Source organism: Bosea sp. OAE506, assembly GCF_040546595.1.
Lineage (GTDB): Bacteria > Pseudomonadota > Alphaproteobacteria > Rhizobiales > Beijerinckiaceae > Allobosea.
Genome location: NZ_JBEPOB010000001.1, coordinates 2,820,096 through 2,837,916 on the forward strand (window position 1 = coordinate 2,820,096; position 17,821 = coordinate 2,837,916).

The 17,821-nt window shown below is 68.2% G+C and carries 20 protein-coding genes; 10 read left to right on the forward strand and 10 right to left on the reverse strand.

Annotated elements, in window-relative coordinates; translation table 11 throughout:
• Positions 1 to 68: 68 nt before the first annotated feature.
• From ABIE41_RS13740 to ABIE41_RS13755, 4 genes are read left to right on the forward strand one after another with little or no spacing between them, the layout of a single operon-like run.
• Positions 69 to 407: an XdhC family protein gene (locus ABIE41_RS13740; RefSeq protein ID WP_192640957.1), complete on the forward strand. Its 339-nt coding sequence runs from the start codon at positions 69 to 71 to the stop codon at positions 405 to 407.
• Positions 407 to 1,036 (forward strand): LysE family translocator, encoded by a 630-nt coding sequence (locus ABIE41_RS13745; RefSeq protein WP_192640958.1) that lies wholly within the window; start codon positions 407 to 409, stop codon positions 1,034 to 1,036. The genes ABIE41_RS13740 and ABIE41_RS13745 overlap by 1 nt, the downstream gene beginning before the upstream one ends.
• A 4-nt stretch (positions 1,037 to 1,040) precedes the next feature.
• Positions 1,041 to 1,733, forward strand: a complete 693-nt coding sequence (locus ABIE41_RS13750) for an XdhC family protein (RefSeq protein ID WP_192640959.1) — start codon at positions 1,041 to 1,043, stop codon at positions 1,731 to 1,733.
• The gene (locus ABIE41_RS13755; protein WP_192640960.1) at positions 1,730 to 3,337 is read left to right on the forward strand and encodes an NTP transferase domain-containing protein; all 1,608 of its coding nucleotides are present in this window, start codon (positions 1,730 to 1,732) and stop codon (positions 3,335 to 3,337) included. Before ABIE41_RS13750 ends, ABIE41_RS13755 begins: the two co-directional genes overlap by 4 nt.
• Before the next feature lie 96 nt (positions 3,338 to 3,433).
• Here the strand turns inward: ABIE41_RS13755 and ABIE41_RS13760 are convergent, their stop codons facing one another.
• The gene (locus ABIE41_RS13760) at positions 3,434 to 3,619 is read right to left on the reverse strand and encodes a DUF2256 domain-containing protein (RefSeq protein WP_192640961.1); all 186 of its coding nucleotides are present in this window, start codon (positions 3,617 to 3,619) and stop codon (positions 3,434 to 3,436) included.
• 79 nt (positions 3,620 to 3,698) lie between these two features.
• On the opposite strand from ABIE41_RS13760, the gene ABIE41_RS13765 reads away from it, so the two are divergent.
• Entirely contained in the window at positions 3,699 to 4,433 is a 735-nt protein-coding gene (locus ABIE41_RS13765; protein ID WP_192640962.1) for an SDR family NAD(P)-dependent oxidoreductase, read from the forward strand.
• Positions 4,434 to 4,445: 12 nt separating this feature from the next.
• On the opposite strand, the gene bcsS is transcribed toward ABIE41_RS13765, so the two are convergent.
• Positions 4,446 to 5,204 carry a cellulose biosynthesis protein BcsS gene (bcsS, locus tag ABIE41_RS13770; protein ID WP_192640963.1) on the reverse strand — a complete coding sequence of 253 codons (759 nt, stop codon included), beginning with the start codon at positions 5,202 to 5,204 and terminating at the stop codon, positions 4,446 to 4,448.
• Between the two features lie 154 nt (positions 5,205 to 5,358).
• Between bcsS and ABIE41_RS13775 the strand changes: the two genes are divergently transcribed.
• Positions 5,359 to 5,628, forward strand: coding sequence for an usg protein (locus ABIE41_RS13775; protein WP_192640964.1), 270 nt, complete (start codon positions 5,359 to 5,361; stop codon positions 5,626 to 5,628).
• Between the two features lie 79 nt (positions 5,629 to 5,707).
• Complete coding sequence (locus ABIE41_RS13780) at positions 5,708 to 6,307, forward strand: exopolysaccharide biosynthesis protein (RefSeq protein WP_192640965.1); 600 nt, start codon at positions 5,708 to 5,710, stop codon at positions 6,305 to 6,307.
• A gap of 25 nt (positions 6,308 to 6,332) precedes the next feature.
• Here the strand turns inward: ABIE41_RS13780 and ABIE41_RS13785 are convergent, their stop codons facing one another.
• From ABIE41_RS13785 to ABIE41_RS13805, 5 genes are all read right to left on the reverse strand, one after another.
• Entirely contained in the window at positions 6,333 to 8,552 is a 2,220-nt protein-coding gene (locus tag ABIE41_RS13785) for a putative bifunctional diguanylate cyclase/phosphodiesterase (protein WP_192640966.1), read from the reverse strand.
• A gap of 102 nt (positions 8,553 to 8,654) precedes the next feature.
• On the reverse strand, positions 8,655 to 9,404 hold the full coding sequence (locus ABIE41_RS13790; RefSeq protein ID WP_192640967.1) for a proteasome-type protease: 750 nt from the start codon (positions 9,402 to 9,404) through the stop codon (positions 8,655 to 8,657).
• Between the two features lie 90 nt (positions 9,405 to 9,494).
• Positions 9,495 to 10,322 (reverse strand): transglutaminase family protein, encoded by an 828-nt coding sequence (locus tag ABIE41_RS13795; protein WP_192640968.1) that lies wholly within the window; start codon positions 10,320 to 10,322, stop codon positions 9,495 to 9,497.
• 86 nt (positions 10,323 to 10,408) lie between these two features.
• A complete protein-coding gene (locus ABIE41_RS13800; protein ID WP_066721871.1) occupies positions 10,409 to 11,350 on the reverse strand; it encodes an alpha-E domain-containing protein in 942 nt (313 codons plus the stop codon).
• Between the two features lie 73 nt (positions 11,351 to 11,423).
• Positions 11,424 to 12,839: a circularly permuted type 2 ATP-grasp protein gene (locus ABIE41_RS13805; protein ID WP_354192250.1), complete on the reverse strand. Its 1,416-nt coding sequence runs from the start codon at positions 12,837 to 12,839 to the stop codon at positions 11,424 to 11,426.
• A 74-nt stretch (positions 12,840 to 12,913) separates the two neighbouring features.
• Between ABIE41_RS13805 and ABIE41_RS13810 the strand changes: the two genes are divergently transcribed.
• Positions 12,914 to 13,540, forward strand: coding sequence for a hypothetical protein (locus ABIE41_RS13810; RefSeq protein WP_192640969.1), 627 nt, complete (start codon positions 12,914 to 12,916; stop codon positions 13,538 to 13,540).
• A gap of 36 nt (positions 13,541 to 13,576) precedes the next feature.
• On the opposite strand, the gene radC is transcribed toward ABIE41_RS13810, so the two are convergent.
• Both radC and map read right to left on the reverse strand, forming a co-directional pair.
• Positions 13,577 to 14,317 carry a RadC family protein gene (gene radC, locus ABIE41_RS13815; RefSeq protein ID WP_192640970.1) on the reverse strand — a complete coding sequence of 247 codons (741 nt, stop codon included), beginning with the start codon at positions 14,315 to 14,317 and terminating at the stop codon, positions 13,577 to 13,579.
• On the reverse strand, positions 14,314 to 15,138 hold the full coding sequence (gene map, locus ABIE41_RS13820) for a type I methionyl aminopeptidase (RefSeq protein WP_192640971.1): 825 nt from the start codon (positions 15,136 to 15,138) through the stop codon (positions 14,314 to 14,316). The genes radC and map overlap by 4 nt, the downstream gene beginning before the upstream one ends.
• A 163-nt stretch (positions 15,139 to 15,301) precedes the next feature.
• Between map and ABIE41_RS13825 the strand changes: the two genes are divergently transcribed.
• Together ABIE41_RS13825 and ABIE41_RS13830 are read left to right on the forward strand one after the other, a co-directional pair.
• The gene (locus tag ABIE41_RS13825; protein ID WP_192640972.1) at positions 15,302 to 16,168 is read left to right on the forward strand and encodes an FkbM family methyltransferase; all 867 of its coding nucleotides are present in this window, start codon (positions 15,302 to 15,304) and stop codon (positions 16,166 to 16,168) included.
• A 100-nt stretch (positions 16,169 to 16,268) separates the two neighbouring features.
• A complete protein-coding gene (locus tag ABIE41_RS13830) occupies positions 16,269 to 17,042 on the forward strand; it encodes a competence/damage-inducible protein A (RefSeq protein WP_192640973.1) in 774 nt (257 codons plus the stop codon).
• A gap of 23 nt (positions 17,043 to 17,065) precedes the next feature.
• Here the strand turns inward: ABIE41_RS13830 and ABIE41_RS13835 are convergent, their stop codons facing one another.
• On the reverse strand, positions 17,066 to 17,335 hold the full coding sequence (locus tag ABIE41_RS13835; RefSeq protein ID WP_192640974.1) for a hypothetical protein: 270 nt from the start codon (positions 17,333 to 17,335) through the stop codon (positions 17,066 to 17,068).
• Positions 17,336 to 17,821 lie beyond the last annotated feature (486 nt).

Here is a 17,821-nt window from a genome sequence, read left to right on the forward strand (position 1 = left end):
TTCGGCTAGGATGAGACGCGTCGCGGCCCGGCTTTTTCGACGCTGCGTCCGAATGGGGATCGAGGACCATGATCAGCACCGACACCGACATCCTCGCCACCGCCGAGGACTGGGCACGCGATGGCCGTTCCGTCGCGCTCGCCACCGTGATCGAGACCTGGGGCTCGGCGCCGCGGCCGGTCGGCTCGCATCTCGTCATCGACGCGGAGGGGAACTTTCAGGGCTCGGTCTCGGGCGGCTGCGTCGAGGGCGCGGTCGTCGAGGAGGCGGTCGAGGTGATCGCCCAGGGCCAGCCACGCACGCTCGAATTCGGCGTCGCCGACGAGACAGCCTGGAAGGTCGGGCTCTCCTGCGGCGGGCGCATCCGCGTCTATGTCGAGCGGATCTCGACCGGGACGGTGAACTGATGGCCTCCTGGGATACGCTGCTGGCTTTCGCGACGCTGACGATCCTCGTCGCCTATTTCCCGGGACCGGCGCTGCTCTACACGGCGGCGCAGACTATCTCGCATGGCCGCAAGGCGGGCTTCATGGCGATGCTCGGTATCCATCTCGGCTGCTACCTGCATGTCTTCGCCGCCGCCTTCGGTCTCTCGGCCGTGTTCAAGCATGTGCCGGAGCTTTATTTCGCGGTGAAGATGGCCGGCGCCTTCTATCTCGTCTGGCTCGGCATCGGCATGATCCGCTCGCGGCTTGCGGCCGCCGACACACCCGTCGTCCCGCCCAAGACCGTGAAGCGCGCCTTGATCGATTCCCTGATCGTCGAGGTGCTCAACCCCAAGGTCGCGCTGTTCTTCATCGCGCTGCTGCCGCAATTCGTCGATCCGGCGGGGTCTCTGCCGGTCTGGGCGCAGTTCCTGATCCTCGGCACCATCGTCAATTTCGCCTTCTCCTCGGCCGATTTCGTCACCGTTCTCGGCGCTTCCGCCGTCATGCGGCGGATGAAGCAGACCAAGGCCGGCTTCGCGCTGGGCCGCTGGATCGGCGGATCGTTGATGATCGGGCTCGGCCTCAAACTCGCGACCGACAAGGGCTGAGGCGATGGATCTGGCGACCCTTTCGACGCTGAACGCCGAGCGTGCGGCGCGGCGCGCGACCATCCTGGTCACCGATGTGGCCAGCGGGGCTCAGCGGCTGGTCAAGGCTGCCGACATCTCCGGCGATCCGCTTGCGGAGGCCCTGGACAAGCAGTTGCGCATGGCCAAGAGCGCCATGATCGAGGCGGACGGGAAGGCGTTCTTCCTGACCGTGCAGGCGCCGCCGCCGCGCGTCATCGTCACCGGGGCGGTCCACATCTCGCAGGCGATGGCGCCGATGGCGCAGCTGCTCGATCTCGACCTCGTCATCGTCGACCCGCGCACGGCCTTTGCCACCCCGGAGCGCTTCCCCGGCGTGCAGCTGCTGACCGACTGGCCCGACGAGGCTTTGGCGAGCCTGGGCCTCGATGGCTACACGGCCTTCGTCGCGCTGACGCATGACCCCAAGATCGACGACCCGGCGCTGGAGGCGGCGCTGCGCTCGGACTGCTTCTATATCGGCGCGCTCGGCAGCCGGAAGACGCATGGCCGCCGGCTCGAACGCCTCGCGGCTGCAGGTTTCGACGCGGCCGCGACGCAGCGCATCCACGCGCCGATCGGGCTCGACATCGGGGCCGTCTCGCCGGCCGAGATCGCGCTCGCGATCCTCGGCGAGATCGTCTCGACGCTGCGTGGCCCGCACCGGACGCCGGCATGAAGTTCGGCCCCGTTCCCGTCTCCGAGGCGGAAGGCTGCATTGCCGCGCACACGGTCCGCGCCGGGGGCCTCGTTGTGAAGAAGGGGGCGACGCTGACGGCCGAGGATGTCTCCCGGCTCGCCGAGGCGGGGCTCGCCGAACTCGTCGCGGTGCGGCTCGAAGCCGGCGACATCGGCGAGAACGAGGCCGCGACGCGGCTGGCGACCGCACTGGCCGGGCGCGGCATCGTCACCGAGACGGCCTTCACGGGCCGCGTCAATCTCTTCGCCGCAGTTGCGGGCGTGCTGACCATCGACGCGGCCGCAATCGACGCGCTGAACCGGATCGACGAGGCGATCACCGTCGCCACGCTGGCGCCGATGAAGGCCGTCGTTCCGGGCGAGATGGTCGGCACGGTCAAGATCATTCCCTATGGCCTGCTCGCCGTGCAGGTCGAGCAGGCGCTGGCCGCGCTGGAGGGGCTGAAGCCACTTGCGGTCGCGCCCTACAAGCCGCTGCGCGTGGCGGTGATCTCGACGCTGCTGCCGGGGCTGAAGCCCTCTGTCGTCGACAAGACGCTGCGAGTGATGACCGAGAGGCTCGCACCCGCGGAAGCGACGATCGCCAGTGACCGACGCGTGCCGCATCAGGAGGCGCCGCTCGCGCAGGAGATCGCGGCGCAGGCTGAGACCGCCGACCTCGTCGTGGTGTTCGGGGCGTCCGCGATCACCGACCGGCGCGACGTTATCCCGCAGGCTCTGCTGGCGGCGGGCGGGCGGATCGAGCATCTGGGCATGCCGGTCGATCCCGGGAACCTGCTGCTGATCGGCGAGATCGGCGGCAAGCCGGTGATCGGCGCGCCCGGTTGCGCGCGCTCGCCCAAGGAGAACGGCTTCGACTGGGTGCTGCAGCGCTGCCTTGCCGGCATTCCCGTCGGCCGCGCCGACGTCCAGCGTATGGGCGTCGGCGGATTGCTGATGGAGATCGTCTCGCGGCCGCAGCCGCGGGCGCCGGCCCTACTGGAGGCCGCGCCGGTCGCCGGGCTGGTGCTGGCGGCGGGGCGCTCGACCCGGATGGGTGAGCGCAACAAGCTGCTGGAGCCGGTGCGCGGCCAGCCGATGCTGCGCCATGCCGTCGAGGCGCAAATCGCCTCGGTCGCCAGCCCGGTGATCGTCGTCACCGGGCATCAGCAGGCGGAAGTCGCGGCCGCGCTCGCCGGGCTCGACGTTATTGTCGTGCACAATCCCGATTTCGCCAGCGGGCTCGCCAGCTCCGTCCGCGTCGGTCTCGCCGCGTTGCCGGAGGCGGCGGCGGGCGTCGTGGTCTCGCTCGGCGACATGCCCAACGTCACCCCGCAGGTGATCGACCGCCTCGCGCAGGTCTTCGCCGAACAGGGTGAGGCGAAGGCCGTGGTGCCGACGCTGCTCGGCCAGCGCGGCAACCCGGTGCTGCTGGCGCGTGCGCTGTTTGCGGAGGTGGCCCAGCTCACCGGCGACCAGGGTGCGCGGCGCCTGCTCGACGCGGCAGGCGAGCACATCGTCGAGGTCCCGCTCGACGACCCCGCCATCGCGCTCGACGTCGATACGCCCGAGGCGCTGGCGGCCATGGGTCGTGTGGAGGCCTGAGGACGCGCAGGCGGTGGCTGCCGGGGAGAGCGCTGCCGGGGGCCACAGTCTCGACGGCTGCCTCACGCGGTCCCGTTCGCAGGACGCGCCTCTGCCCTAATCGACGTCGCGTCGGCCGTCGCTGCCTGATCCTGCCGGCGGCTTTCGCTCCCGCCGGCAGCGCTCGGAGCAGTATTTCACCTCGTCCCAGACCCGCGCCCATTTCTTGCGCCAGGCAAAGGGGCGCCCACAGCCCTGACAGGGCTTCCGGGGCAGGTCTCCCTTGCGGATCGGCTTTGGCACGCTGGGGAACTCCGGTTGCGCTGGTCCAGTGGGGGCAGCGCCGACGTATACGCTCCAACGAGACGTCTGGAGCAGCGGCATGAGCGACACGATCCTGATCTATGGCGGCAGCGGCGGCATCGGCTCCGCCGTGGCGCGCGCCGTCCGGGCCAAGGGGCTCGGCGTGCATCTGGTCGGGCGCGACGCCGTCCGGCTCGAGGCCTTGGCCGGGGAGCTCGGCGGCGGGTTCACGGCAGGCGATGTCGGCGAGGACGGGACCTTCGCGCGGGCGACGCAGGAGGCCTCCGCCGGCGGCGCGCTGAAGGGGCTGGTCTATGCCGTCGGCACCATCAACCTGAAGCCGGTCGCGCGGCTGACCGAGGCCGATTTCCTCAAGGATTTCAGCGTCAACGCGCTCGGTGCTGTGAAAGCGATTCAGGCGGCGCTGCCGCATCTGAAGCAGGCCGAGGGGACGGCCGGGATCGTGCTGTTCTCGACGGTGGCGGTCGCCCAGGGCTTCGCGGCCCATGCCTCGGTCGCGATGGCGAAGGGCGCGATCGAGGGGCTGACGCTGGCGCTCGCGGCCGAACTGGCGCCGCGCATCCGGGTGAACTGCATCGCGCCGTCGCTGACGCGCACGCCGCTTGCCGCCGCGCTCACCGGCAACGAGGCGATGGCGAAGGCGATCGCGGATCTGCACCCGCTGCAGCGCCTTGGCGAGCCGGCCGATATCGCGCCGCTCGCCGCTCTGCTCGCCAGTGACGAGGCGTCCTGGATCACTGGCCAGATCGTCGGGGTCGATGGCGGGCGCTCGACCCTGCGGACGAAGGGGTAGGGCAGGCTCGCTTCAGCGCAGCCAGTGGACGCCCAGCGTGGCATAGGCCTCGGACGGGCGGTCGCTGGTGCGCTGCCAGCCACCTGACAGGCGCCAGACGACGCCGAAGAGGCGCAGGCCCGTCAGATGGAGGCCGAGCCTCAGCTTGGTGTAGTCGCCGGCGCGGTAGGCCTCGACCTCCGGCCCGGCATAAACGTCCTGCGACAGCCAGCCCCGCGGCAGCAGCCAGCCGGGCGCGGCGCGGATCCAGAGCCTGCGATCGAGCGTCGAGGCATAGGCGCTGGCGTGAAGCATCGTGCCCGGCATCGGCGTCATCCAGAGGTCGCCCTGGAGCCTGGCGCCATAGCGGTTTCGGTAGAGGACGCCGTTACGCAGCTCCCGCTGCTCGCCCTCATGGTCCGAGCCGGCATAGAGCGACAGGAACGTGTCGCCGATGCGCCATTCATAGCCGATCAGCGCCTGCGACTCGCTCTTGTAGGCGAGGCCGCGCGGGCGCTGCCGCTGCGCCTGCTCCTGCGCGCCGCCGACCTTGAGCAGTGCGCGGAAGCCGCTGCCGGCGAGGGCGCCGGTCAGCGCCTTTTTCATCCCGAGCGAGACGAAGGTCTTGGCCGGCCCGGCCTCCAGCGAGCCGAACAGCACGGTGGACAGGGCGGCGCGCTCCTCCGCCTCGGCCTCGGTCTCGGCTTCCTGGGCGAAAACGCCGGTGGCCGGACCCGCCGTCAATACGGCGACCAGCGGCACCGCCCAGGCGAGCCTCCACCCATACGCCACGCACGCCACCCCCGATACGGGCTGACCCAGCCCGCGCCGACAGTGATTGCAGCAGGGCCGACCGTGGGTTGCAAGCTTTTGTTTACCAAGTGGGCGCAGCCTCGTCATCGGGCCCGGCTAAGCTTTCACCGCTGTCGAAGTGGAGAGACGGCAGATGACCGATACCGATTTCATGCGCCAACTGGCGGGATACGGCCTCACGACCGCAACGATCCTCTACCGGATGCCGGATCATCGGCACCTCCTGCAGAGCTATATCTGGCAGAACTACGATCTCGCACCGCGCTTCCCGGTGTTGCACGACTTCCTGGCGTTCTGGAGTCGTGAGCTGGATGGGCCGCTGCATTCGGTGACGGTCGCGCATGCGCGCCTCATCCGTCCGGCGGAGATCGTCAATGTGCAAGGCGTGCTGACTCTGCATTGACCGGGCGCGCCCGCGCGGCTTGGCGCGGGGGCGAGGCGCGTGCTAGGCCGCTCGTCCTGCCACGGCCCGGCCCGCTCCCTTGTCATCACCCCTGCGCACCTCCGGAATCCTGCTCGCGCTGGCGGCGCTACCGGGGGACCGCATCGCGGTCGGCTCGATCGTCGCCGCCCTCAAGGACCGGGCCTATGCGCTGCTGGTCGTGCTGCTCGGCCTGCCGAACTGCCTGCCCATGCCGCCGCCGATCCCGCTGGTCTGCGGGCTGGTGCTCGCCTTCGTCGCGCTGCAGATGCTGACCGGCCGGGTGATGCCCTGGCTGCCACCGACCCTGCTCGCGCGCAGCATCGGCAAGCCGGTGCTGACGCGCGCCGTCGACCGGGCGGTGCCGTTGATGATGCGGCTGGAGCGGGTCTCGCGCCCGCGCATGACGGTGCTCGGCAGCGCCTATGCGATTCCGGTGCTGGGTCTGCTGATCCTGGTGCTGGCTCTGGGGCTTATCGTCGCCGCGCCCTTCATCGGCCAGATCCCGCTGGGCTTTGCGGTCTGCCTGGTCGGGCTCGGCCTGGTCGAGCGCGATGGCTTGCTGATCATCTTCGGCGCCGTGTTCGGGGCGCTCGGGCTCGTGCTCAGCGCAGGCTTCGCCTACGCCATCTTCAGCGGCATCCACGGATTGTTCTTCTGACCGCGGCCGCTCGGGGCCTCGCGCCTCAGGCCGCCGCGAGCGTGGTGGCGAAAGGCTTCTCCTGCGCCAGCAGCGCGTCGATCTCCGCGGCGGGGACGCCCTTCGAGAACAGGAAGCCCTGCAGCTCGTGGCAGCCGATCGCCTGCAGGAAACGATGCTGCTCGGCGGTCTCGACGCCTTCGGCGCAGACGCGCAGGCCGAGCGCGCGGCCGAGATGGGCAATGGAGTGGACGAGAATGGCGGATTCGCCCGTCGTCTCCATGTATTCCAGGAAGGAGCGGTCAATCTTGATCTTGTCGAAGGCGAAGCGCCGCAGATAGATCAGGCTCGAATAGCCGGTGCCGAAATCGTCCAGCGCCAGGCCGACGCCATGGGCGCGCAGATCCATCATCGCCGCCTCGGCCGCGTCGGCATCGTCGACGACGACGCCTTCCGTCAGCTCCAGCTCCAGCCGGGCCGGGTCGAAGCCGGTCTCGTCCAGCGCGCGAATGACGTTGGCGACGAAATCCTTGTGGCGGAACTGGATCGGCGAGACGTTGACCGCGAGGCGGATGCCGTCCCAGCGCTTCGCTTCCTTGCAGGCCTGGCGCAGCACCCATTCGCTCAGGGGCACGATCAGGCCACGCTCCTCGGCGATGCCGATGAACTCGGCGGGAGGGACCATGCCGTGCTCGGGATGGTTCCAGCGCACCAGCGCCTCGACGCCGACGATGGTCGCGCCGTCGATCGAAACCTGCGGCTGGTAGTGCAGAACCAGCTCGTCGTTCTCGATGGCGTGGCGCAGATCCTCCTCGACCATCCGCTTGAGCGCGAGCGTGCGGTTCATCTGCGCTTCGAAGAAGGAGTAGCGATTCCGCCCGCCGTTTTTCGACTGGTAGAGGGCCGTGTCGGCGAGCCGCAGCAGGGCCTCGCGGTCGGTGGCGTCCGGCGCGAGCGCGATGCCGATCGAGCAGCCGATGGTGGTCGCGACGCCCATGATGATGAAGGGCTCGGTCAGCGCCTCGAGGATGCGTTCGCCGAGCGCCGCGCAGCCCGCCGGGAAATTGCCGTGGGTCTGGATGATGCCGAACTCGTCGCCGCCGATGCGGGCGACGGTGTCGCCGCTGCGGACCAGCCGCATCAGCCGCTGGGCGACCTGCCGGATCAACTCGTCGCCGGCGGTGTGGCCATAGGTGTCGTTGACCGCCTTGAAGCGGTCGAGGTCGATCAGCATCACGGCGAGGCCCTTGCCGGACCGGCTGAGATGGGCGAGCTCCTGGTCGAGCCGGAGATCGAAGGTGCGGCGGTTGGGCAGCAGCGAGAGCTCGTCCTGACCGGCGAGGCGCTGGATCTGGCTTTCGCGGATGGCGATCTGATGGGCGGCGGCGCGCAGGCGATGCACCACGAAGGCGAAGATGCCGCCGAACAGCACGCCGACGCCGGCCAGCGCCCAGACGAACTGGCGGAGCATGGCGTCGCCCGGACGGTCCGGGGTCCAGCTCAGCCAGGCGCGGACGGAGCCGTCGGGAGCGGGAATGGCGCGCCGGGCCAGCGGGTCGGCGGGCATGTCCCGGGCGATCCGGATGTCGGAGACGCGATAGCGCTGCGACAGGTCGTTCAGCATCGTGCTGGTCACGCGCCGGTAGCCGACGATCTGGAGCGGCCCCAAGAGCTGTGCCAGCGAGCCGGGACGGGCCGGGACCTCGATGGTCATCACGCTGATGGTGTCGAAGCCGTCATGGGTCATCGACCAGGAGGTCATGCTCGGTCCACCGCGCGTGTCCGGCAGGCGGTTCAACGGCGGTCCGCCGGGGCCGCCGGGCAGGGAGGGGCTGAAATGCTTCAGCCCGTCATAGCCGGTCTGCCCAGAGATCCCTTCGCCCTCGATGCCGGCGAAGACTCGTCCGGAGGCGGAGACGACATAGGCGCCGTCGAATTCGAGAAACCGCGAGCCCAGGCGGCCCAGCGTGGTCTGGAGGGCCGTCAGCGGATCGGCGCCGTTGAAGGAATTCTGCAGGTCGCCGGCCGCGGCCAGGCTCTGGAAACGCAGTTCGCGCAGGCGGATTTGGCTCTCGATCGCCGCGTCGATGCGGTCGCGCTGGCGCTCGGCCTCGAGCCGGTTGGCGTCCGCGGTGATCGCCATCACGACAGCCACGGCCGCGGCCATCACCATCACGAAGGCGCAGCCGAGCGTCGCGACCGAACTCTTCAGCATCCGAGCGGACGCATCGGCGTTGGTCAATTTCCCCACGGAAGGCGACGACATCAGAGGTCCTGGACCGGCCACATCGACCCGGACCATCGCAGGTATGTCTTGATATCCCGTTGACGCGGTTGCGCAGCGTCGACCTATCTCGGTCGCGGAGCGTCAATCCTTGCGCGGTTCGTAGGGCGGCCGGGGGATTGCGGTATGGGCCGCGCGCAGGGCCGCCGACCAGCGCTCGCGCAGATCGTGGAAATAGGGCTCGCCGGCCTCGATGCGGCGCGTCAGCTCCGGCTCGTCGGCGTCGCGCCGCATGACGATGAGGTCGATCGGCAGGCCGACGCCGAGATTGGAGCGCATCGTCGAATCCATCGAGATCAGCCCGACCTTGAGGGCGTCGTAGAGATGGGTCTTGAAGGTGATGGCGCGGTCGAGGATCGGCTTGCCGTATTTGTGCTCGCCGATCTGGAGGAAGGGGGCGTCGATGCCGCACTCGATGAAGTTGCCGGCGCCGTAGATCATGAACAGCCGCATCGGCTGCCCCTTGATCTGCCCGCCGAACAACATCGTGACCTCGAACTTGACGCCGGCCTCCTTCAGGGCGGGTCCGTCCTCGGCGCGCACATGCCGGATGGCCCGGCCGACGAGTTGCGCCGCGCGGAACATCGAGGTCGCGCCCAGCAGCGTGTCGCTCTCGCCGGTCTCGGGATTGGGCAGCCCCTCATGCAGCAGGCTGACCACCGATTGCGTGACCGAGAGATTGCCGGCCGTCATCAGGCCGAAGGTGCGGTCGCCCGGCCAGGAGAAGACATGCAGCTTGCGGAAGGTCGAGATGTCATCGAGCCCCGCATTGGTGCGGGTGTCGGCGATCATGACGAGACCGTCCTGCACGAGGATTCCGGCGCAATAGGTCACGGGTTTTGTCCTGGGTGAAACGGCTCGGGCGCTGTCGTCGCATATCGCGCGCGCCGGGGCCAGCCGCGGGGCATGCGCTCGCGCCGGCGCTTACTGGTTCGCGGCCCGCCCGCCGGCGTCGCGGGCGCTGACGCGCACGGCGAGGGCCTCGCCGTCGCCGCCCTTGCGGGCACCGCGCACGGGGGCGGCGTCGGCATAGTCCAGCCCGGCGGCGACGCGCACATGGGTGTCGATCGGGCACAGGCCATTGGCCGCGTCGAAGCCGATCCAGCCATAGTCCTGGAGATGGACCTCCGCCCAGGAATGGGCACCGTTGGCATGGGGCAGGGCGTCGGACTGGGCGACATAGCCGGAGACATAGCGGGCGGGCACGTCGAGATGGCGCGCGCAGGTCATGAAGATATGGGCGATGTCCTGCGGGATGCCCTCGCCGGCGGCGAAGGCGGCCGCGGCGCCCAGGCCGGTGCGCTGCCCGGTCTCGATGCAGGGCGTCTTCTCGTGCAGGGCCTCCATCAGCGCGTGCATGCGCGACAGGGGCGTGGCGACGTCACGCGTCGCCTCCTCGGCGAATTCGCAGAGCGCCGCATCGGGCGTGGTCAGCAGCGTGTCGCGACGGAAGACGTCGACCGGCACGCGCTCGACGACGCCGCGCACGATGCCCGCGAGATCGACCGTCTCGATCAGGCCCTCGACGCGGATCGCCATCTCGGCGATCGGGCCGTCGGCCGAGAAGGTATGCACGACGTTGCCGAAGGCGTCCTGCGTCATGCGCAGCCGGCCGTCGATGGTCGGCTCGATGCGCCAGGACATGACGTGCTGGCCGTCATGGTCGCGCGGCGTCAGCCGCAGGATCTGCGTGATGTGCCGCGCCGGCTCGGCATAGGCGTAGCCGATCGAGTGGGAAATCCTGATCCGCATGGACAATCGCTAACCGACGCGTCGGGAGGCCTTCTGAAGGGGTTGTCTTAGCCGCGGCGACCGCCCGAGGCGAGCGCCGCGCCGGCTCATTGCAGATACTGCTCGAAGATGGTGCCGCCGAGCCGGTTGTTCTCGGTGATGAAGTCCGAGATGAACTCGTGCAGCCCGTGCTGGAAGATGTCGTCGATGCTGGTGCTCGAGAGATTGGCGAGGGTCTTGCGCGCCTGCCGCTGGGCGGGGCCCTGGCGTCCATAGGAATCGCCCAGCAGATCGAGGAAGCGCGAGATGTTCTCGTAGCAGGCGGCCAGCGAGCGCGGCATCCGCCGGTTGAGGATCAGCAGATCGGCGATCAGCAGCGGCTTCACCGCCTCGCGATAGACCCAGTGATAGGCCGTCAGCGCCGAGACCTCGCGCAGCACCGTGGTCCACTGGAAATAGTCGAGCGAGCCGCCGACCTGCTCGTTGGCCGGCAGCAGCACGTGGTATTTCACGTCGAGAATGCGCGCCGTGTTGTCGGCTCGCTCGACATAGACGCCAAGCCGCGAGAACCAGTAGCCGTCGTCGCGCAGCATGGTGCGGTAGGCCGAGCCGTCGAAGACCAGCGAGACGTTCTTCACCCATTCGAGGAAGCGGGCGAATTCCTCGCGGTCCATGCGCTTCTTCTCGAAGCGCTGCAGCTCGAGCCAGGCGCCGTTCAGCGCATCCCACATCTCCGAGGTCAGGGCGGTGCGCACCCCGCGGGCATTGGAGCGGGCGAGCGCGAGGCAGTTGCGGATCGAGGAGGGGTTGTCCGGGCTGAAGGTCAGGAAGTCGCAGACATTGCGCTCATTGGCCTCGCCATAGGCCTGGGCGAAGGCCTCGTCGCAGCCGGCGGTGGCGACCGCGCTCTGCCATTCGCTGCCGGCGCCGCCATAGGAGGAGGGCAGGTTGGAAAGGCGCATCGTCGCGTCGAGGATGCGGGCGAGATACTCCGCCCGCTCCACATAGCGGGAGACCCAGTAGAGGCTGTCGGCGGTGCGCGAGAGCATAGTCAGATCGGGCCTTTTGGCGATGAGGCGAGATGTGTCCGGTGAACGCTGAAACAGGGAGCCGTTGGAGAGATCAGGCATCGAGAACCCAGGTATCCTTGGTGCCGCCGCCCTGGCTGGAATTGACGACGAGGGAGCCCTCCTTGAGCGCGACGCGCGTCAGGCCGCCCGGCACGCAGGAAATGCCGTTGGCGCCCGAGAGCACATAGGGCCGAAGGTCGACATGGCGAGGCGCCACGCCCGAGGCGACGAAGGTCGGGCAGGTGGACAGCGCCAGCGTCGGCTGGGCGATGAAGCCTTCCGGCTGGGCCTTGAGCTTGCGGCGGAAGGTTTCGAGCTGCGCCTTGTTGGCGTGGGGGCCGACCAGCATGCCGTAGCCGCCCGAGCCGTTGACCTCCTTGACGACGAGCTTCTCGAGATTGTCGAGCACATAGGCGTTGGCCTCGGGCTCGCGGCAGCGAAAGGTCGGGACGTTCTTCAGGATCGGCTCCTCGCCGGTGAAGAACTTCACGATCTCGGGCATGTAGCTGTAGACCGCCTTGTCGTCGGCGACGCCGGTGCCGACCGCATTGGCGAGCGTGACGTTGCCGGCCTTGTAGGCGCCGATCAGCCCGGGCACGCCGAGCACCGAGTCGCTGCGGAAGACGAGCGGGTCGATGAACTCGTCGTCGATGCGCCGGTAGATCACGTCGACGCGCTTGGGCCCCTGCGTCGTGCGCATGTAGACCACGTCGTCCTTGACCAGCAGGTCCGAGCCCTCGACCAGCTCGACGCCGAGCTTGTCGGCCAGGAAAGAGTGCTCGTAGAAGGCCGAATTGTACTGGCCCGGCGTCAGCAGGCAGATATTGGGGTCGGCCGAGGAGGAGCGTGGCGCGACCGAGCGCAGCGTCGCCAGGAGCTGGTCGGGATAGTTGTCGACCGGCGCGACGCGATGGGTGGCGAAGAGCTCCGGGAAGAGCCGCAGCATCACCTCGCGGTTCTCCATCATGTAGGAGACGCCGGACGGCGTGCGCGCATTGTCCTCCAGCACGTAGAAGGTGTCGGCGTCGACGCGGACGATGTCGATGCCGGCGATGTGGCAATAGATGCCGTGCGGCACCTGGAAATCCACCATCTCGAGCTGGTAGCAGGCGTTGCGATAGACCAGATCGGCCGGGATGATGCCGGCCTTGATGCATTCCTTGGGTCCGTAGACATCGGCCAGGAACATGTTGAGCGCGGTAACGCGCTGGCGCAGGCCCGCCTCGAGCTTGGTCCATTCCGGCTTGGTCAGCACGCGGGGAATGATGTCGAAGGGAATCAGGCGCTCAGTCGATTCCTCGTCGCCATAGACGGCGAAGGTGATGCCGATGCGGCGGAAGAAGAGTTCGGCCTGGCTGCGCCGCAGCGCCAGCATCTCCGGCGGCGCTTCCTTCAGCCAGCGGTCCAGCGCCGCATAGGCCTGCCGGACATCGCCCTCCGTCCCCGTCATCTCGTCGAACGCGACCATGCAGCCTTCTTTCCCCATTTTCAGCAGCCTATGCGCATTCGCAGGCGTTCGGAAAGGGGGGCCGATGGTCAGGGGTGCGCCGCCTGTTGCCTAATCCTTGCGCAAATGCCGGCGACGCTCAAACGGGCCTGTCCCGGCGGGAACAGCGCCTCTCGCCTCCGCCTCCTATCGTCATCAGACCCTCAGGATTTCGGGAGCGGGCAGGGACCAAGACCATGGCAAAGATTCTCGATTTCACGGACGACCAGATCTTCTTCACGGTGACGATGGGCGTCGGCCCGGGCCGAGCCAATAATCGCGACGACGTCACGCTGGTCCAATACTATCTCAACCTCTGGATCTCGCATGAGTCGGTTGCGGCCGAGCGCCGGCAGTTCGGCGAGGGAGCCAGGCAGCTTCTCGCGACCGACGGCATCATCGGGCCGAAGACGAAGGCGCGGATCAAGATGTTCGAGACGTGGATGAACGATATGCAGCCCTTGCCGCGCGGCGATGGCTGTATCGATCGGATGCCCAACGACAGGCCCGGATATCAGTACGCCGACGGGAGTTTCGGGGTCTGCATGATCTTCTACCTCAACCAATATGTGGTGGAGTTCTACGCGCCGGTCTACGGCAATCTCCTGAACCTGACCCGCCGCCCGGATTTTCCGCCGCGCCTGCGTTCGCTGGTCAATCGCTATTCGGCCCGCGTCGCCTGACGACCAGCGCAGCCCGAAGGGCGGCGAAGGCGGGGCCTAGATCAGCCCCAGCCCGCGGAAGCTCGCATGGCCGTCGCGGCCGACGATGACGTGGTCGTGGATCGCGATCCCCAAGGGCTTTGCGATATCAACGAGTTCGCGGGTCATCTTCACATCGGCGCCGGAGGGGGTGGGGTCGCCCGAAGGGTGGTTGTGGACGAGGATGATCGCCGAGGCCGAGAGTTCGAGCGCGCGCCGCACCACCTCCCGCGGATAGACGGGGGTATGATCGACGGTGCCGGTCTGCTGCACCTCGTCGGCGATGACGGCGTTCTTCTTGTCGAGGAACAGCAGGCGGAACTGCTCGCGCTCGGCAAAGGCCATCGTCGTGCGGCAGTAGTCGAGCACCGCCGACCAGGACGAGAGGACGGTGCGCCGCGTCACGGCTCCCTTCGCCATCCGCTGCAGCGCCGCCTCGACGATCTTGAGATCGAGCGCCACGCCCTCGCCGACGCCCTTGATCTCGGTCAGCCGGGCCGCCGGGGCGCCGAGGACCTCGGCGAAGGAGCCGAAGCGCGCGATCAGCGCCTTGGCGAGCGGCTTGACGTCGCGCTGCGGGATCGAGCGGAAGAGCAGCAGTTCGAGCAGCTCGTAATCGGCGAGCGCCTCGGCGCCGGCCTCCTGGAAGCGCCCGCGCAGGCGCTCGCGATGGCCGTGGTAATGCGGGGCGGCAGAGGAGGGCGCCGGCGAGGCGGACCGCACGGGGCGGGCCGAACGCTCGTCCGCCCCCGCGCTCATCGGGCCGCGAGCGGGTTGTCCCGTCCCGACGGCGACAGCGTGAAGATCTCGCAGCCGGTCTCGGTGACGCCGATGGTGTGCTCGAACTGGGCCGAGAGCGAACGGTCCCGCGTCACGGCCGTCCAGCCGTCCGAGAGCACCTTCACCCCCGCCTTGCCGAGATTGATCATCGGCTCGATCGTGAAGATCATCCCCGGCTTCAGTTCCGGCCCCTCGCCGGGCGAGCCGTAATGCAGGATGTTGGGCGCGTCGTGGAAATTGCGGCCGACGCCGTGGCCGCAGAAATCGCGCACCACCGAGCAGCGCTCGGCTTCCGCATAGCGCTGGATGGCGAAGCCGATATCGCCCGTGGTGCCGCCGGCGCGCACGGCCTTGATGCCGCGCAGCAGGCTCTCATAGGTGATCTCGATCAGCCGCTCGGCCTTGCGCGGGATTTCGCCGACGCCATACATCCGGCTGGAATCGCCATGCCAGCCATCGACGATCAGCGTGTAGTCGATGTTCATGATGTCGCCCTCGCGCAACGGCTTGTCGTCGGGAATGCCGTGGCAGACGACGTGGTTGATCGAGGTGCAGATCGACTTGGTGTAGCCGCGGTAGAACAGCGTCGCCGGGAAGGCGCCGTTGTCCATGGCGAACTGATAGGCGAGGTCGTCGAGGCGCTGGGTGGTGCCGCCGGGCTTGACGTAGTCGCCGAGCATGTCGAGCCCGGCGGCCGTCAGCCGCCCGGCCTTGTGCATGGCGGCGAAGGCTTCCGGGCCATGGATCTTGATGGCCGGCTCGCGCATGCGGGTTCGTCCCAGCGTTTCGTCGAAGGTCATGTCTTGGCGAAGGTCATGGCGGCGATACGGCTCCTCGATCGCCTTATTGATCGGCTCGGCGCGCCGGCGCAAGGCGCAGAGGCGGCACCCGTCGGCCGATCCGCTTCCGGCGGACATCGTCCGGCTGGCGCCGGGCCCCGCCCGGGTGTATCAGGCGCGCAGCATGGCCATCATCGAACAATCGCAGGCGGAGGACAAGCCGTACGGCGCCTTCGCCCCCCGGCGCGGACTGTCGCGCCTCATCGGCTGGACGCGCTGCGCCTCGGACAGCTTCCTCGGCCGCAAGGTCGCCTATGCGCTGCGCCGGCTCGGCCTGCGCTCGCTCGCGGGGCAGCCCGTCGACATCGAGTCGCTGGGCGCGCGGATGCGGCTCTATCCGGACGGAAATGTCTGCGAGAAGCGCGTGCTGTTCACGCCGCAGTATTTCGACCCCGTCGAGCGCGACATCCTGGCCTCGCGGCTGCGCGACGGTTTCCGCTTCATCGACATCGGCGCCAATATCGGGGCGTATTCTCTCTTCGTCGCGGCCAAGGCCGGGCCGAGCGCGCGCATCGTCGCGGTCGAGCCCCAGCCCGAGATCTTCGCGCGGCTGGCATTCAACATCGCGCAGAACCCGTTCGGCACGGTCAAGGCGGTGGCCTGCGCGCTGGCCGACAAGCCGGGCGAGCTGACGCTCTTCCTCGACCCGACCAATCGCGGCGAATCGAGCGTGCGGATCCTGCGCTCCAGCACCGGCAGCACGGTGCGCGTGCCGGCGATGACGCTGCTCGCGCTGGTCCAGAACGAGGGCTATGACCGCCTCGACGCGATCAAGCTCGATGTCGAAGGCGCCGAGGACCTGATCCTCGAGCCGTTCCTGCGCGATGCGCCACAGAGCCTCTGGCCGGGGCTGATCATCATCGAGGATTCGCGCCAGCGCTGGCAGATCGACCTCGCCGCGCTGCTGCAGCAGAGCGGCTACATGCTGCTGGCGCAGACCCGGCTGAATCTGGTGTTCGAGCGCGCGCACACCCCGGCCGGCGGCGCCTGAGGGCGCGGCGAAGGCACCGCTTGAGCCGGCGCCGGCAAAGCCCTAGCTGTAGCGGCGCCAGGAGGCGGAGTGCGCCTCGCGCCGCAGCCAGGAGCCGGGCATGACCACCAGCGAGACGACATCATCCCCGGTCAGCGTGACGGCTGCGATCCTGGTCATCGGCGACGAGATCCTCTCCGGCCGGACCAAGGACAAGAACATCGGCTACATCGCCGAGTACCTGACCAATATCGGCATCGAGCTGCGCGAGGTCCGGGTCGTCCCGGACGTGCAGGAGGAGATCGTCGCGGCGCTGAACGCGCTGCGCCACCGCTACGCCTATGTCTTCACCACGGGCGGCATCGGGCCGACGCATGACGACATCACCGCCGATTCGGTGGCGGCGGCCTTCGGCGTCTCGATCGACCACGATCCGCGCGCCATCGCGATGCTGGCCGAGCGCTTCCCGCCGGACCAGCTCAACGAGGCGCGGCTGCGGATGGCGCGGATTCCCGCCGGGGCCGACCTCATCGCCAATTCGGTCTCGAAGGCGCCGGGCTTCAACATCGGCAATGTCTATGTGATGGCGGGCGTGCCCTCGATCATGCAGGCGATGCTCGATGTCGTCGCGCCGACGCTGCAGACGGGTGTGAAGATCCTGTCCGACACGGTCCGCGCCGGCCTGCGCGAGGGCGATATCGGCACGGCGCTGGCCCAGGTCGCCAAGGCTCATCCGGGTGTCTCGATCGGCTCCTATCCGTTCTTCTCAGAGACCGGGCCGGACACCAATGTCGTGGTGCGATCGCGCGATCCCGATGCGCTGGCGACCGCGATGGACGCCGTGAAGGCGATGATCGCGGCCGAGCGGGCGCGGCTCGCCAATGGAAGTGTTTGAGCTGCGACCGGCAGCAAATGGCCTCACTTGATCTTGTCGAAGAGAACTGCCGCCATGCGGACGACTTCAAGCGTTCCGTGGACCAGCAGCAAGAGATAAAAACCTAACATGAAGAGAAAGGCTGCCGGCTTGTCTGCGAAAGTGACGAGTGTCGAAGCGTCGTTCAGATAGAGGTCCAGAATTCCCCAATTCAGTGCGCCGTTCGCAACGCCTTTCGCGAGTCCCCATGCGCCAGTGACGCCGACTAGCAGCCCTGCCTGAAGGCGAAAACCGGAGAATCGAGTCGGCCACATGAGAGACCTAGCATTGCGGCATGGTAGTCTGATGCAATGATAGATTGTCCTGCTGCGGAATGGAACTCTACTGAGAAAGGCAGGCCTATGGTCGACGCCAAGCCTGCAGGGTTACGCGGACGCCTCGGTCACAACCTCTTTGGGGAATGACACCCCGCTAGGCTTAGCTATCGTACGCAGAAGGGCCTTGCGGAAGCAGTGCCAGTTTTCGCCGGAATCCCGCCACGGCCGAGCCGACCTCCAACAAGGGCTTTCCTGTCTCCCAGGACCAATTCCGCCGCGACGCGCGATCCCGTTGCGCTGGCGACCGCGATGGACGCCGTGAAAGCGATGATCGCGACACTCAGGGCCTGAGCGTAACGACGGGGGCACGGCGGAGGTTCGGATTGGCGACGCCGAACTCCGTTGGTCCTGTTCGATGCCCAAACTGACTACCGGCCTTCCCTGATCGTTGTGAAGCGCGCCCTTTACTGGGCTAATCTGACG